This is a genomic window from Thermoanaerobacter sp. YS13 (genome assembly GCF_000806225.2).
Taxonomy (GTDB): domain Bacteria; phylum Bacillota; class Thermoanaerobacteria; order Thermoanaerobacterales; family Thermoanaerobacteraceae; genus Thermoanaerobacter; species Thermoanaerobacter uzonensis.
On record NZ_JOOI01000001.1, the window covers coordinates 892544 to 907388 of the forward strand.

13 protein-coding genes and 2 pseudogenes are annotated in these 14845 nt (G+C 38.8%); 3 read left to right on the forward strand and 12 right to left on the reverse strand.

Translation table 11 applies throughout. The annotated features are described in order from the left end of the window. Nucleotides 1-101: 101 nt before the first annotated feature. Both THYS13_RS04610 and THYS13_RS04615 read left to right on the forward strand, forming a co-directional pair. Entirely contained in the window at nucleotides 102-665 is a 564-nt protein-coding gene (locus THYS13_RS04610) for a helix-turn-helix domain-containing protein (protein ID WP_052210460.1), read from the forward strand. A gap of 20 nt (nucleotides 666-685) precedes the next feature. Further along, entirely contained in the window at nucleotides 686-1237 is a 552-nt protein-coding gene (locus THYS13_RS04615) for a hypothetical protein (protein WP_052210461.1), read from the forward strand. Here THYS13_RS04615 and THYS13_RS04620 read toward each other — a convergent pair. The 8 genes and pseudogenes from THYS13_RS04620 to THYS13_RS04655 all read right to left on the reverse strand — a co-directional run bounded on the left by THYS13_RS04620 (nucleotide 1196) and on the right by THYS13_RS04655 (nucleotide 7841). After that, on the reverse strand, nucleotides 1196-1513 hold the full coding sequence (locus tag THYS13_RS04620) for a PDGLE domain-containing protein (protein WP_042833360.1): 318 nt from the start codon (nucleotides 1511-1513) through the stop codon (nucleotides 1196-1198). The two genes, THYS13_RS04615 and THYS13_RS04620, sit on opposite strands and share 42 nt — an antisense overlap. Beyond that, entirely contained in the window at nucleotides 1510-2202 is a 693-nt protein-coding gene (cbiM, locus tag THYS13_RS04625; protein ID WP_042833361.1) for a cobalt transporter CbiM, read from the reverse strand. The genes THYS13_RS04620 and cbiM overlap by 4 nt, the downstream gene beginning before the upstream one ends. Nucleotides 2203-2294: 92 nt before the next feature. Next, entirely contained in the window at nucleotides 2295-2750 is a 456-nt protein-coding gene (hycI, locus tag THYS13_RS04630; protein WP_042833362.1) for a hydrogenase maturation peptidase HycI, read from the reverse strand. After that, nucleotides 2719-3144 (reverse strand): formate hydrogenlyase maturation HycH family protein, encoded by a 426-nt coding sequence (locus THYS13_RS04635; RefSeq protein ID WP_042833363.1) that lies wholly within the window; start codon nucleotides 3142-3144, stop codon nucleotides 2719-2721. The genes hycI and THYS13_RS04635 overlap by 32 nt, the downstream gene beginning before the upstream one ends. Beyond that, nucleotides 3134-3877, reverse strand: coding sequence for an NADH-quinone oxidoreductase subunit B family protein (locus THYS13_RS04640; RefSeq protein ID WP_042833364.1), 744 nt, complete (start codon nucleotides 3875-3877; stop codon nucleotides 3134-3136). Before THYS13_RS04640 ends, THYS13_RS04635 begins: the two co-directional genes overlap by 11 nt. Next, the gene (locus tag THYS13_RS04645; protein ID WP_009610664.1) at nucleotides 3835-4431 is read right to left on the reverse strand and encodes a formate hydrogenlyase complex iron-sulfur subunit; all 597 of its coding nucleotides are present in this window, start codon (nucleotides 4429-4431) and stop codon (nucleotides 3835-3837) included. The genes THYS13_RS04640 and THYS13_RS04645 overlap by 43 nt, the downstream gene beginning before the upstream one ends. A 41-nt stretch (nucleotides 4432-4472) precedes the next feature. Then, nucleotides 4473-6200, reverse strand: a complete 1728-nt coding sequence (locus THYS13_RS04650) for an NADH-quinone oxidoreductase subunit C (protein ID WP_042833365.1) — start codon at nucleotides 6198-6200, stop codon at nucleotides 4473-4475. A 362-nt stretch (nucleotides 6201-6562) separates the two neighbouring features. Beyond that, nucleotides 6563-7841: pseudogene (locus THYS13_RS04655) on the reverse strand (IS110 family transposase). Between the two features lie 595 nt (nucleotides 7842-8436). On the opposite strand from THYS13_RS04655, the pseudogene THYS13_RS04660 reads away from it, so the two are divergent. Continuing rightward, nucleotides 8437-9675: pseudogene (locus tag THYS13_RS04660) on the forward strand (IS110 family transposase). A gap of 169 nt (nucleotides 9676-9844) precedes the next feature. Here the strand turns inward: THYS13_RS04660 and THYS13_RS04665 are convergent. The 4 genes from THYS13_RS04665 to istA are packed head-to-tail and all read right to left on the reverse strand — an operon-like array spanning nucleotide 9845 to nucleotide 14799. Beyond that, the gene (locus THYS13_RS04665; protein ID WP_042833366.1) at nucleotides 9845-11284 is read right to left on the reverse strand and encodes a hydrogenase 4 subunit D; all 1440 of its coding nucleotides are present in this window, start codon (nucleotides 11282-11284) and stop codon (nucleotides 9845-9847) included. Further along, the gene (locus THYS13_RS04670; protein WP_235603232.1) at nucleotides 11285-12520 is read right to left on the reverse strand and encodes a hydrogenase 4 subunit F; all 1236 of its coding nucleotides are present in this window, start codon (nucleotides 12518-12520) and stop codon (nucleotides 11285-11287) included. A gap of 43 nt (nucleotides 12521-12563) precedes the next feature. Beyond that, on the reverse strand, nucleotides 12564-13334 hold the full coding sequence (istB, locus tag THYS13_RS04675; RefSeq protein ID WP_042832981.1) for an IS21-like element helper ATPase IstB: 771 nt from the start codon (nucleotides 13332-13334) through the stop codon (nucleotides 12564-12566). After that, complete coding sequence (gene istA / locus THYS13_RS04680; protein ID WP_082990393.1) at nucleotides 13327-14799, reverse strand: IS21 family transposase; 1473 nt, start codon at nucleotides 14797-14799, stop codon at nucleotides 13327-13329. Before istA ends, istB begins: the two co-directional genes overlap by 8 nt. Nucleotides 14800-14845 lie beyond the last annotated feature (46 nt).

The following is a 14845-nucleotide window of genomic DNA, read 5'->3' on the forward strand; positions in this document are numbered from 1 at the left end:
TTCTGCGATAATGTCAGTATGAGAAGGGAAGAAATTAATATGACAAAGAGAGAATACAAAAATTAATCATCATTCAACAAACAATTGAAAGAAAATTAACAGTGAGGGAAGCTGCGCAGGCTTTAGACCTAAGTGAACGTCAAATCTTTAGATTAAAAAAGGGGGTTAGTGAACAAGGGGAGTCTTTTGTGATTCATAAAAATAAAGGTCGTAAGCCTGCTAATGCTACTCCTCCAGAAGTTGTCAGCAAGGTTATCTATTTGAAACAAAATGTGTACTTTGATGCTAATTTTTCTCACTTTAGAGATCTACTTGAAGAAAGGGAGGGGATTATACTTAGTCAACCTACTGTGTATAGAATTTTATCCTCGGCTGGTATTGAAAGTCATAGAAAACATCATAAAACTCATAAAACACATAAAAGAAGAAAACGGAAACCTCAAGCAGGAATGTTAGTACAAATCGATTGCAGCCCCTTTGAATGGCTACCTAACATGGGAAAATTAGCTTTGCATGGCGCTATCGACGATGCTACCGGACAAGTCCTTGGACTTTATCTTACCGAAAACGAGTCTATGGAAGGCTATTTTGATGGTATACCTATTGCTCTTTATAGTGACAAACACACTTCTTTACTTCTCCTAAAAAGGATAAGCTCTCTATAGAAGAACAGTTAGAAGGCAAAATGGTAAATCAAACTCAGTTTGAAAGAGCCATGAGTGAATTAGGTATTGCCATGATTTATGCTTCTTCTCCTCAAGCTAAAGGACGTGTTGAGAAACTGTGGGATACTCTTCAGGATAGGCTGAAAGTAGAACTTAGATTAGCTAGCATTGATTCTATAGAAAAAGCTAATGAGTTTTTGAAAGAGTTTTTAATAAGATTTAATGCTAGATTTGCTGTGGAGTCTGAAGATCCTATCCCTGCTTTTAGAGAGTTGCCTTCCAATGTGGATTTGGATAATATCCTTTGTATTAAAGAAACTAGAATAGTCGATAATGGAGGTGTATTTTCTTTTAAGGGTAACTATTATCAGCCAATAGACGAAAAAGGTAAAATAATACCCGTTCCTCCACGGAGCAAAATAATCGTCCTTACCAGCTCCAGGATAGGAATACGGGTACAGTACGGCAACCAAGTATTTGCCGTACAAAAGCTCGATGAACGTCCCAAAAAGCTCCAAAAACCTTTCGCCTTATCCATTTTTCTTCTGGGGTTTTCCCATAATCCTCCCTAATATTACAAATATCAATACAATAGCTGCAATTCCTACAACTGCTGAAAAAATATAACCTAAAGCTTGTTGAAAGAAATTAGCATCAAATCCTGGTATACTGTAATCGGGTAATATTGCTTTTATAACTTCTGAAAATCGGTTCATTCCCTCGGGTATATATCCTATCATGCTCTTTATTTCATCTAAGCCCCATTCTCCCCATGCTGAACCAGGAGCTAAAAGTCCGAGAGGAGTGAGAAGTATTATAACTATAGCTGCAATGTAGAACTTTTTCATCTATTATCACCTCTAAGCCTATATGAGAATTTATATAATATATTTTCTTCGTCTACTTTTTGTAAATAATATACTACAAGACCTGTTATAACAGCTTCTACAATACCAGCTACTGTAAGATGAGCAAACATCATTGCAGGTATTGCTACGTTTAATCCATAAGGAAAATATAGGGGTGTTCCATTTGCTGTATGAAAAAGCAATGGCTGAAGCCCAAGTTCTATTGCTGTAGCAAGAGCTGCAGCATTTATTCCTACATATCCCCCTATAGCAGATGATAAAACCTTATTTAGTTTGAGAGATAACATGAGCCTGTAAATTCCATATCCAACAAAAGGAGCTATAAATGCCATATTAAAGCTGTTAGCTCCAAGAGCTAAAATTCCTCCATCTCCAAAAAGCAATGCTTGAATAAATAAGGCTATTGTAAGAGATATACTTGCTGCCCAAGGCCCTAAAGTTATAGCAAGTAGAGTTGCGCCAATTGCGTGGGCAGTTGTACCTCCTGGTATTGGTACGTTAAACATCATTATTGTAAAGGCAAAAGCTGACCCTATTGCCATAGCAGGAACATCCTTTTTGTCAAAACTTTTGTTGACTTTTTTTGCTGCAACTGTCAACACTGGTACCATAGCAGTACCCATAACGGCACAGGTTTGGGGACTTATATATCCCTCTGGTATATGCATAAAATTACCCCCTTTGTAAATTTTTACTCTTAGATTTTACAAAACCTAAAAACCTGTTATCTTGCAGTCTCACTCGTCTACGCATCACCCCCCTAATCATCCAGGTGTGGAAAGTCAAGGCTTCCTGTTTGTAATTTTTGATACACAATCTGAACAGCTCGACATACTTCAGAAGATATCGGCATGCCAAAACCTACTGCTGCAGGCTGAATACCAATAAAATAAACTTCTGGCACTACTTCTCTCAAAGCGGAAATAAAAAAGGTCAAAGGTAAATTATGCGTGGACAGGATGAACTTGCAAACAATGTGGCTTTCTGAAATTAGTCGTATACTACCAGCTTTTAAATTCATTTCACATGCGTCGACTACTACTACCACATCTGGTTTAAGATACCGTATTTTATGCAAGTAATTCTCAGGCACCGACCCACCATCAATGACCTGCCATCCAGGTATAAGGTTTTGTTTTAAAAGCCGGGCCAATAATGGGCCAGCTCCATCATCCCCCATCATCTCATTGCCTACAGTAATCACTATTCTCTTCACTCAGTCTCACCACCACATATATAGCTGGTTCTTTTTGTATAGAATGGAGAAGCTTAAGTAAACAGTTAGCCCATTCTTTTTCTTCTGGTAAAAAACTAGGAAAAGCTTGGGATAACGTTGACACTAACAAAGCAACATGTTCTCTATTTATCTCGATTTCTCCCCATTTTGTCAAGCCTTCCAATTTTCTTCTGATCTTTCCTGGAGGGAATTTACTGATCCATTCTAAATAGTCTTTCTCTTCCATAGTCATAACAGGCGACAAACAATCAACTATCCCTATATGGTGACCAATAGCTAAAGCATAGTATTTTAGCTGTTCGACTTCGGCAGGGACATCTTTTTTGTCCACAAACCTTTTGGAGAGTTTAAAGAATTTTACTTTACCCGGCATCATGACCTACCCTTTCCATGTAAATTTTGTGCAAGCTTAAAAAAATTTCAGCCAATCGTGGATCTTTTTGTTGTTTTACCAACTCTTTAATTTTGCGATCTACTGAAAGCGGGTCTCCTTGTTTCACAAATTCCAGATATTGTGCAGCTATCCGCCTACCATGCAAGTAACCGCTCAGGCGTCGGGCTTCCCTTTCAATATCCTTAGCTTGGTCAGGACAAACCCCCTCATATTTTGCAGGGACAGGGGTAACCTCTGTTTCTACAAACTGCTCCCCTTTAATTTTCTGATGTAGCAAATCCAAAGCCAAAGCTAGGCCGTACAAAGTAGCAGCCGGAGGTGGAGGACAGCCGGGGATATATACATCTACGGGAAAGAATTTGTCAATTCCTCCCCATACACAATAGCAGTCGTGAAAAATACCGCCACTGCAGCCACAAGCGCCGTAAGCCACTACGATTTTAGGGTCAGGTGCTGCTTTATACGCCCGTATAGCTGGAAGCCGCATAGCCCTTGTCATAGGTCCGGTAAAGAGAAGAATATCAGCATGCCGCGGCGAGGACACTATTTTGATGCCAAACCTTTCTGGGTCATAAACAGGTGAGATAGCAGCGAAAATTTCAATCTCGCATCCATTACATCCGCCACAGTCTACCCTGTAGAGGTAGGCAGACCGTTTAATGACATTTTTCAACTTTGCTTTAAGTTCTTGTAACTTAGCTTCTGGTTCCATTTTTCCTCCCTCCTCCCATTTAAATCAACATGCCAATTATCTAGTGCTGCTATCCTTGCTACTTTATGACGCCTACATTTTGGACATACTTTAAGAAGTTGAACCCAACTTTCCAAGCTCTTCTTTGTCAAACCTGTTTGTTCTAATATTTCTCGTACGTATTCTATTTCACGAAATGTTTCAAAGTATTCCCCACAAAAGATACATCTACAAAGCTGAAACTCAGCTCGACAGTACATATCCTCTTTTTTAATAACAGCCAGTTCAAATTCTGTTGAAAGTACAATAGCTCCTGTAGGACACACCTCTTCACAGCGACCGCAAAAAATGCAGCGGCCGTAATTTATATTCCAGGACTTAATCCCTCTATCTAGATCACAATCCATGGTAATAGCATTTGAAGGACAAGCAGTAGCACAAGCCCCACAACCTATACACCGGCTGAAGTCATACGCCGGCTTCCCGCGAAAACCTTGAGCTACTTCTACCGGCTTAAAAGGATACTCAACTGTTGCTTCTCCAACCTGCAGCGCCTTTTTAAGCAGTCTTAACATCTTTTCATATCCCCTTCCTTGCTTTTATAGTTATAGTTAAGCTAATTTTTCAGTGGTGAATATTTTCTTTCGCGACAGTATTGTTCCAATTCTTGATATTGGACAGTTTTTGCCCTCTTTTTACGCACATCGACCAATGTAACTCTTTCAGCGCAAGAGTAACAAGGGTCAATACTTGCCACAATCAAAGGTGCATCGGCCACAGTATTACCGTAAAACATATAACGAAGGACTGGCCAATTATTATAAGTAGAAGCCCGTACTCGCCACCGGTACACCTGATGTTGATTAGCTGTCATCACCCAATGGACATTTTCTCCCCTAGGAGCTTCCGTATATCCAAGTGCAAAAGTATAAGGTGTATAGGTAAACCCTTCATGAAGGATAGGACCAGGAGGCAAATCAGACAAACATCTTTCAATTATAGCTAAAGACTCAAAAAGCTCTTCCGCTCGTACTAATACTCTAGACAAAACATCACATCCCTCCTTGGAGATAACATTCCAAGATACATGTTTGTAGGCACAATAGGGATGGTCCGCTCGTGTATCTCGTCCATATCCAGAACCTCTCAGATTGGGGCCAACCGATCCAAAGTTTCGAGCTACCTTAGGGTCCAGACGCCCAACTCCCTGTGTTCGCGAAATAAAGTTGGGGGTATTTAGCAACATATCGATAAGTTCTTTAAGTTCAGATCGAATCTCAGAAATTAATCGCAAGGCCTGAACCTTCTCCTCTTTTAAAATATCACGTCGTACACCTCCTATGAGGTTCATTCCATAAGTTTTTCGACCACCTGTAAGAATTTCCGCCATCTGCATAGCCTTTTCTCTTATTCTAAAGAAATGCATAAAGCCCGAATCAAAACCCACTAAGTGAGCCGCTAACCCTATATTCAAAAGGTGGCTGTGTATCCTCTCTACCTCTAATAGAATAGTTCTAATATACTGGGCCCGCAGAGGTACTTCAATTCTGTTGGCTGCTTCTACTGCCATGGCATACGCCACGCTGTGTGCATAACCACAAATTCCACAAATTCGCTCCGCTAAAAAAGTAACCTGGTTATAGTCCATGCGACTTTCGGCAAGTTTTTCAAGGCCTCGATGCACATAGAAAAGGCGGTAGTCGGCATCAACGATATATTCGCCGTCGACATAGAGTCGGAAATGTCCAGGCTCGTCAGAAGTAATGTGAAGCGGTCCCAGTGGTACTTCTACAATACCTTCTCCTTTTACTTCGATAAACTCATAATTTTCTTCTTCCGCTGCCGGCTCAGGGCGTAGACGATAATCCATATCCTTTCGCAAAGGATAAAGGTTATCTGGCCAGTCATCGGGCAACACAAGTCTTCTCGCATCTGGAAGCCCCACTGGCTCCAACCCCAGCATATCCCGCACCTCCCGTTCGTACCATACAGCTGCCGGCACACGAGGCGCTACCGAAGGAAACTCTGGTTTGTCAGCAGGAACCAAAGCCTTAACTGTCAGCCAAAGGTTTTTATTCGGGTCTTTTTCTGCCTCAATGGATAAAACATAGTATACCGCAAAATGTCCGTTTATGCTGCGCTCATCGTTACCGATAACATTTGACAGCCACCCTCCCTGTCCGTAATATGCCTCTTCTACAATTTCTGGGAGTATATTTAGCTTTACTGTCAGAGTCACTTGATCCGGTGTTTGCCACTTTTCTTCAAGGATGCTCGCACCAAACTTTGAGTACAAAGCCCTAACATATTTTTTTCTGTCTTGTGCCTTTATTTCATTCTCCACCCTTTTCAACCTCCTATCTCAATAAAATTTTTTATTATCTTCAAATAGCTGCAAATATCTTAAAATTACGCAGCTATTTGAAATTTCTTTAACCACCTTAATAAAACACAGCAATACCTACCCTTTTCACAGCACTACTATTGTTTTTATCTTCCTCCATAAATGCAGCGCTGTGAAAATTAATACTACTATATCAATTTTATCCCCTAGGCATCCCCTATCATGCCTCTCTGGGTCCTTGCCCTTACATTCCTTCGTACTGCCTTAGGGAACTGGTGGGGGTGCAGCTTTGCTCGTATACAGGGTCTATGCCCTAATGGAGGGTAAACTGCTTATCCCCCACCAATTTTATCATCATATCTCTACGCAGCTTGTATTTGCTTCTCCCTAAAAATTCCTAATACTTTCTTCCCATCATACTCCTCTTTCTTCTTCACTAGCGTAAATATAATCTTTATCACTTTCACAGCCACTACTATCAGAGCCTGCTTCTTCTCAAGCGGATTCTCTCGCCTCGTCTTAAGATAAGTGTATAAAGCCTTAATCTCTTTATTCTTGCTTACCATTACTACTGCAACCTGATGCAGAAGATTCCTCAACATCGCTCGACCTCGCTTCGATATCCTTGTCTTTCCCTTCCGCTCACCTGAACTGTCCTCTATTAGATTCAAACCAGCATATTTCCTGATCTGCTTCCAACTCTCAAATCGACTCGGATCACCTATCTCTCCTAATATGCCTACCGCCGTTACTATACCAATACCAGGAATACTCAATATGTATCTGCCTATCCCTGTCTCTTGTAATCTAACTGCCATCTCCCTTTCTACTTCCTCAAGCTGTTTCTTGAAAAACCTTATCTCCTCTATACACAGCCGTATTTTTATCTTGGCCGCTGCTAAACCTTCTTTTACCCCTACAGATCTTTTTGCTGCCTCGTACAGCTTTTCTGCCCTCTTTTGCCCAAAGCTTTTTTGTCGCTTTCTTAAATTCCTCTAATATGCCTTCAACCCCTAATTCCCGCACAGCCTGCGGAAATGGATAGTGATACAAAATGTGCATTGCTGCCTTGCCATCCAAATTCTTAAACACTTTCGTAAACTCAGGAAAATATTCATCCAAAATTGAAACCAGCGCATTCTTTGCACTATTTAACTTCGCTCTTATTTGCTGCCTCATAGTGCTTAATACCCTTAACTCCGCATAAATCCCTTCAGGCAAGTACGCATAACTGAAACGCCCATCTTTCACAAGCCTTGCTATAACCATAGCATCCTTTGGATCGTTCTTAGTTTGTGTATTATCATCCAGCTCCTTAACTTGCTTTACATGATAAGGATTGACCAGTACTATCGTCACTCCCTGTTCTTTTAAAAACCACGCCAACGCCTTCCAATAGTGCCCTGTAGGTTCCATACCAACAATTATCTTCTCCAATCCTTTCCCTTCCTTTATCTCACTTAATTTCCCCACTAGACGATTAAATCCCTCTATGTTATTCTTAAAAGAGAATCCTTTGGTTAACTCCAAACCCCTGTAGTCAAATATACGTGCCCAGTGTTTCTTCTTGGCTACATCAATTCCTACTATCATTACTTCAGGGGTTATGGATTCTATCTTTTGTATCTGAGATTTTAACATCGCCTATCATCCTCCTGCTATTTCTTCTCGTTTTCCAATTCCCATTATAGCAGGAGGTTTTTTATTTCTCAAAGTCTAAATAATTCATTACAGGAATGCTCGTATAATTAATTTTAAAGACAATAAATTTGTCTCACTTCTTAAAAATTTAATAAAGCACATTTATAACTGGAAATCTTTAATATTCTCATCTTGTCTAAAATCTTATCTATTGCCATGAATCCGTAATATTACGCAATATGCAGGATTCATGACGCGGCCGTCTCATCTTTTTTCGGCCTTATTATTTACTTTTGAGATAACTTGTAGCATTATTATACTGTAAAGTTAATGTGGGACAGGCTTTCGTCCTCCATGCGGCTTGACCGCTCTTTAAAGTGTGGTCCCTACACCAGATTTGCCTTTTCTTACGCGAAATCTGCTTTGTCATATATAAGCCCCTGGCAGCAGAGGATTCAGGCTTATATATTAAGAGCTAATTGCGAGGTTGCTACATAATCTGGTTGCTAGGGTTATCTCAAATTAACTTTTACTTATACTTACTTTATCAATTTTGAAAGGAGGTGCAACAATCTTGAATAAGCTTTTTGTTGGTATGGATGTAAGCCTGAATGATGTCAAGGTTCATATTCTCGACCAGGAGGGTAATGATGCTTCCTCTCGTTTTTCTGTAGAAAATAACCCCCATGGTTGTGATGTTATAGTATCCCGTATCTTGGAGTGTTGTAATAAATACAATATCCAAAAGGTCTTTATTGGTTTGGAATCTACCTCAGTCTATGGCTGGCACCTCCAGTATTATTTGGCTGATCATTCTGCTCTTAAGCCTTATCAATCTTCTATTACTACTTTTAATGCTAATATCATTAATGCTTTTAAAAAGTCTCTCGGTAATTTGCCTAAAAATGACTGGATTGATGCCTTTGCTATTGCTGAAAAACTGAGATTTGGTAGACTCCCTAAATCTTGTTCTGTAGATTTTAGATACCTTGCTCTCCAGAGGCTTACTCGCCATCGCTTTCACATTGTTAATAGTATTGTTAGAGAAAAAAAATTATTTCCTCAGCAATTTGTTCCTTAAGTTTAGCGGTTTGTGCCAAAATAAAGTCTTTAGTAATAATTTTGGAGCAACTGCTACTGAAATATTTAATGAGTTTTTCACCCTTGATGATATTGCGGCTCGACCGCTTGATGAGCTTGCCGGCTTTTTGGTTGACAAGAGTAAAGATCGCTTTGATGATCCAGAAGCTACAGCTAAATTGCTTCAAGAGGCTGTTCACAAGTCTTATAGAATTAATGCTACTGTAGATGATTCTTTAAACTTTGTTATCAAGTCTTGCTTTGATAATCTACAGTCCCTTGAAAAGCAGAAAAAAGCTGTAGAAAAAGCCATTATTAATGAGGTAAAAGGATTTAACAATGAATTCCTTTGTCTTACATCAGTAAAAGGTATTGGCCCAACCATCGCAGCCGGCTTAATATCTGAGATAGGCGGAATTTCAAGGTTTGATAATGATAATGCCCTTGCAAAGTTTTCCGGCCTTTATTGGTCAGAGTACCAGTCTGCTGATTTTAAAGCGGAGGACACATATCTCAAGCGTACTGGTAATGAGTATCTCAGATATTATTTTATTCAAGCAGCTTTAAGCTCAGGAAGTATTTACCTGAGTTCTCACAATACTATGCCCGCAAATTTAAAGAAAGCAAAACTCACAAGCATAAACGTGCTCTTGTATTGACTGCACGTAAAACTGTAAGGTTAGTCTTCGCTCTGCTGCGCGAAGAAAAACTTTATAAATCCCCAATAATGAAAGGAGATGATTGTATAAGTTAACATATTATCCCATAACCATATTTTACATTAATTTCCATCATCTTATTGCGTGATGGTTAGCTTTGCTATGCCCTTTTTTAGGTTATTTTATTAAAAATTTTTTTGAATTTTTTTATCACCCTCTTGACATATTACCGAAATACTTTTTATTCTGACACATACCCAATTTTTAACTTAACAGCGCCAAAGCAATGTATTGGGATATAAGAGTCATAATTATGAGAAAGGCAAGGACAAACTTGATAGCCAGCGGAGGTTTTCCAGCAGTAGCCACCGTTTCGGAAGGTGTACCAAAGACATTTGTTCCCATCCATTTGAGAAACCATATAAAACTTCCAACAGACTCAATGACAGTTATAATAGTTAAAATAAGAATCAATAAATTGTGCCTGCCAATTTCAAAACCGCTAATTATGATCATAATTTTACTGAAAAAACCATTAAAAGGAGGAACACCAGTTATGGCCATCGAAGCCGCAATATATCCCAGGCCAATGACGGGCATTTTTTTTAAAATTCCTCTGAACGTTAGAAGCTTACGGGTACCAGTTGTATAAGACAGTGCCCCTGCCACCAAGAAAAACAGGCTTTTGCCAAAGGCATGGTTAAAGATATGGGCTACCCCTCCTTTAAAAGCCATTTGTGAACCCAAAATGAAGATAGAAATAGCCAGAAAAATATAGGAAAGCTGGGTGATAGTAGAATAAGCAAGCAGTCGCTTCATATCCTGCTGTGGAAAATACATGATAAATCCATATATCATGGTAATCACTGCCATAATAGCCCCAACCTGGCCGATTACTGCTGGAACTTTCCCCGCCGCCAGGACAGTTCTGGCGTAGATATAGACTCCGACTTTGACCATTGAAGCAGCATGCAAATAGGCACTGACGGGAGTAGGTGCCACCATCGCCCGCGGAAGCCAGGGATGAAAAGGAAGTTGTGCAGACTTTCCCCAGCAGGCGATCAGGATTCCTATAAAAGCAATGGTTTTTTCCGCCTCCGTCAATTTGCCAAGAGCGGTTACAGAAAAGCTGCCCGTCTTTACGTAAAGATAAGCAGTAGCCACATAAAGTCCCAGTGCAGCAGAATGAGTAAGTGCAATTGCCCAAAGGGCGGACTTTCGGGATTTTTCATCTCCATAAAATCCAATCAAGCTCCATGAACAAATACCGGTAATTTCAAAGAAAAACAAAAGTCCAAGTAATGTTGTAGAGAAAACCACACCCGCCATAGAACCGATAAAAAGCAGCATGAGAGAATAAAACCTGTTAATCCCCTCGCAAATTGGATGCTCTCTGTTATCGGGGCTCATATATCCCACTGAATAGGTACATATAAGCCATCCAATTAAAACTACTAAAAAGTTGGTCAAAACGCTTAAAGCATCTACAGTAATCCCATAGCAGGTTACACCATTTATAGTCACCAATTCCCGGCTAAAACTTTCACCGGTTAGTGCAAAAGAAACCAATAAGGCCAAACCACACAGAAAGGCCAGGAAAGAGAACAACTGACCTGCCTTTTTTACCTGTTGTTCTGACAAAAACAGCACAACTAAACTTCCTACCAATGGTAGAAGGATGCTGCCCAGTGCATACCAAACCATTTATATCGTCCCTCCTAAAACAATGGTCACTGCCCTTTGCAATAGTTGACTTAAAGTAGAAGGCAAATGTAACCCCAGCGCTGCCATAAACACAAACAAGATACCGATTGGTAGTAATGTCAACCAATTGACATCGCCCTTAGGTAAATCTTCTGGAGGAGAGCCAATAACCGTCTCGCTTATCAACACAAAAAACGCCACGAAGACAACCACAAGTAAAACAAGGAATAATATCATCGCCCAAAAATGCCCAGCTTCTATGCCAGCTATCACAGTTACGACCTCACTTATGAAAATGTTAAAAGGAGGTGAGCCCACTAACGCAAGAAGCCCCGCTGTCCACAGGAAGGCAGTAACAGGAGCTACCTTGAATATTCCTCTAATTTTTTGTGAATCTCTTGTGCCGTACTTTACAATCACATTTCCAGCAGTACAGAATAAAAGAGATTTAGTGACACTGTGGTTTATGGCGTGAAGAAGAGCACCCAGTACTCCAAAGGTTCCCCCAACACCCAGGCCAGTAGCGATAATGCCTACATGCTCTACACTACTGTAAGCCAATTTCCTTTTGATGTCCTTCTGCACCAGGATAAAAAAAGCCGAAACACCCACAGACACAAGTCCAAAAATTAAAAGCAGTGTCTCTAAAAACTCTTTACCAATAGCCTGCAGAGCAATTGTGTAATACTTTATTATCGCAAACAGCGCACATTCTATGAGTACACCAGATAACAGGGCACTAACAGGGCTTGGAGATTCGCTGTAAGTATCAGGTAGCCATGTATGCATGGGAACTAAACCCACTTTGGTACCAAATCCGATTAAAATGAACACAAAAGCCAGTTTCATCACTTGCTGGTCTAAACGAGGAGCCATTTTTATAAGTTCAGTCCACAACATAGCTTTATGAGCATCCTGCACCATGGCAAAAGCATTAGAGTAGGTTAGAATAGTCCCGTAAAGCGCAAAGGCCAACCCAACGCTGCAGATCAAAACGTACTTCCAGGCAGCTTCCGCCGATGCTTTGTGTTTATAAAGCCCAACCAAAAAGGCTGAACACAGAGTAGTTGCTTCCAGCGCTACCCACATAATGGCGATGTTATTGGATAAAGCGCAAAGCACCATCGTAAACAAAAATATATGGTAAAAGCCGTAATAAGAGGAGATTTCCTTCTCATCTATTTCGCTGTTATTGTCAATAAAAATTCCCCACTTATGGGAAAGATTTTTCCCCACCTAAGGTAAAAAATTAATCAGCTATTATCTTCATTACTTTAGTTTATTCTTTTTTAGAGTTTTCTTCTGACATAGATTTAATAACTCCTTCTCTCTGTTTCATTCTGTAACTTTCGCCTTTAATTACAACAAAGTGACAGTGATGAACAAATCTATCTAGTATAGCAGTTGCTAATACTGGATCGTAAAAGATTCTAGCCCATTCTTCGAAAACTTTATTTGATGTTATTATTACAGAGCCTTTTTCATATCTTTTTGATATTATTTCATAAAAGTCATCTACACTATTTTGATTAAGTTTCTTAAGTCCTAATTCGTCTAATATGAGAAGGTCTGGACTCGTATAATATCTTAATTTCTGCCCAAAGGAGTTATCTGCTCTTGACATATATAATTCTTCTAGCATTTCATTTACTGTGGTAAAGAGTACTTTATATCCTTGTGATATTGCCTTTAAACCAAGTGCTATTGATAAATGGCTTTTACCTGTTCCCGGCGGGCCTATAAAGGCCACATTCTCTTTCTTGCGGACAAATTCACAGGTCGCCAGGTTATATATAAATCTTTTATTTATGGATGGTTGATAGTTAAAATTATATTCTTCAAGTGTTTTATGCTGTGGAAATCTTGCTTTGTTAACTCTTTTGATATTACTGTTATTCTGTCTATTTAATACTTCATCATTGATTAACATCTCAAAGAATTCCATGTATGATAAACTGTTTTTAAGTGCTTCTTCATTTCTTGACTCGAGTGTTTTAATAATACCTGATAGCTTTAAATCCTTTAACCGGGAAGTTAATAAATCATTCATTTTTTAATTCTCCTAAATTTATGAGTTTGTTGTATTCATAAAGTTCCCTTGAAACATAGGTCTTGTCTTGATTTATATAACTCGTATTTGTGTCTATTGGAAGGTCTATTATTCCTTTTTCACATATTTTCTTTATAATTTTATAGCTGTAGGCATTATATGAAATGGCTCTTAAACATGCATTGTTTATTACTTCGTCACTATAATGCTTTCTTAATGATAATATGCCTGAAATAGCCCTATAGTCATACTTTTTAAGATTGCCCTGCTGTATGAAGTTTTCAAAGAACACATTGGCATGTATACCTATTTCTTTCATTTCTTCTTTTTGCCTTGACAAAATGTCTTTGCTTGATATATTCTTACTGTAAGGATAATGTTCATTATTTGTTATGTATCTCCCTTTATCCTCTGTGCATACTGGATGAAGGGCTATTTCTTTTTCTTTAAAGTATATTTTGATTAGTCCGTTTGCGATTATAGCATCAACTTCTTGCCCTATGTAAGCATATGGTACTGAATAATAATTACCATTATAGGATATGTGGCAGTTTGTGTTAACTATACATTTAACAGAGTTTGATAAGATAAAATCCTCTGTTGGAAGGGGCAATAGTTTTTCTTTTTCAATTGACTTGAAAACTTCCAATGGAACTTTTTTGGTTGTACCATGTATTCTTACATTAGCAATGGTATCAAGCCATAACCTCGAAAAGTTAACAGCTTCGTCGATATTTTCAAAGTCTCTGCTTTTGAAACAATTATCCTTTACATAATCGACATTTGATTCTACCTTGCCTTTATCTGTTGGCGTTCTAACCCTACATGGCTGTGGCCAGAATCCATAGTGTGCTGCAAAGGCTGCATAATTTTTTTGGACAGTGGGCTCGTAAAAGTCTGCTTCTAATATTGCTGCTTTTAAGTTGTCTATTTTTACTGTTTGGGGAACACCTCCAAAATATCTGAATGCATTTTTATGGCAGTCAATAAATGTTTTTACTGCTTGGTTAAATACGACATCACAATACATATACCTTGAATAGCTTAGTGTCATTACAAAAACCCATGCTTTTTTATGCTTCCCGTTAACTTTAATGGTACCAATATATCCAAAGTCAACTTGTGCTTCTTCTCCTGGAAGAGTATTTAGTACCATGTATGGTGTTTGGGTTGGTTTTTTAATTTTGCTTATATATTTTTTTACTGTGTCATAACTTCCTGTATATCCAAAGTCTCTTTGCATATCTTGGAATATACGCATGGCACTTAAGTCTTTTGATGCCTGAATATTTATATATTCTTTATACGGATCTAATATTGAGGCTGTTGGTTTTCTTTCTATAGTTCCCCCTTCATCAATTTTTTTAAGAATGTTTCTTACAGTTTTTCTGTCAATTTTTAATATCTGGGCAATTTGTGTTTTGTTATAACCTCTTTTAAAAAGTGTTTTAATTGTTGTATGCATATCTACCCCCAACATTGCAATTTCCTCCTCTGTAGTTTTATTTTTA

Bases quoted from the DNA above. Each gene is read 5' to 3' on its own strand.
- THYS13_RS04615 (WP_052210461.1), top strand. From the start codon at position 686: ATGGTAAATCAAACTCAGTTTGAAAGAGCCATGAGTGAATTAGGTATT.
- THYS13_RS04640 (WP_042833364.1), bottom strand. From the start codon at position 3,877: ATGGAACCAGAAGCTAAGTTACAAGAACTTAAAGCAAAGTTGAAAAAT.
- cbiM (WP_042833361.1), bottom strand. From the start codon at position 2,202: ATGCATATACCAGAGGGATATATAAGTCCCCAAACCTGTGCCGTTATG.
- THYS13_RS04665 (WP_042833366.1), bottom strand. From the start codon at position 11,284: ATGGTTTGGTATGCACTGGGCAGCATCCTTCTACCATTGGTAGGAAGT.
- THYS13_RS04635 (WP_042833363.1), bottom strand. From the start codon at position 3,144: ATGCCGGGTAAAGTAAAATTCTTTAAACTCTCCAAAAGGTTTGTGGAC.
- istA (WP_082990393.1), bottom strand. From the start codon at position 14,799: ATGCATACAACAATTAAAACACTTTTTAAAAGAGGTTATAACAAAACA.
- THYS13_RS04620 (WP_042833360.1), bottom strand. From the start codon at position 1,513: ATGAAAAAGTTCTACATTGCAGCTATAGTTATAATACTTCTCACTCCT.
- THYS13_RS04645 (WP_009610664.1), bottom strand. From the start codon at position 4,431: ATGTTAAGACTGCTTAAAAAGGCGCTGCAGGTTGGAGAAGCAACAGTT.
- istB (WP_042832981.1), bottom strand. From the start codon at position 13,334: ATGAATGATTTATTAACTTCCCGGTTAAAGGATTTAAAGCTATCAGGT.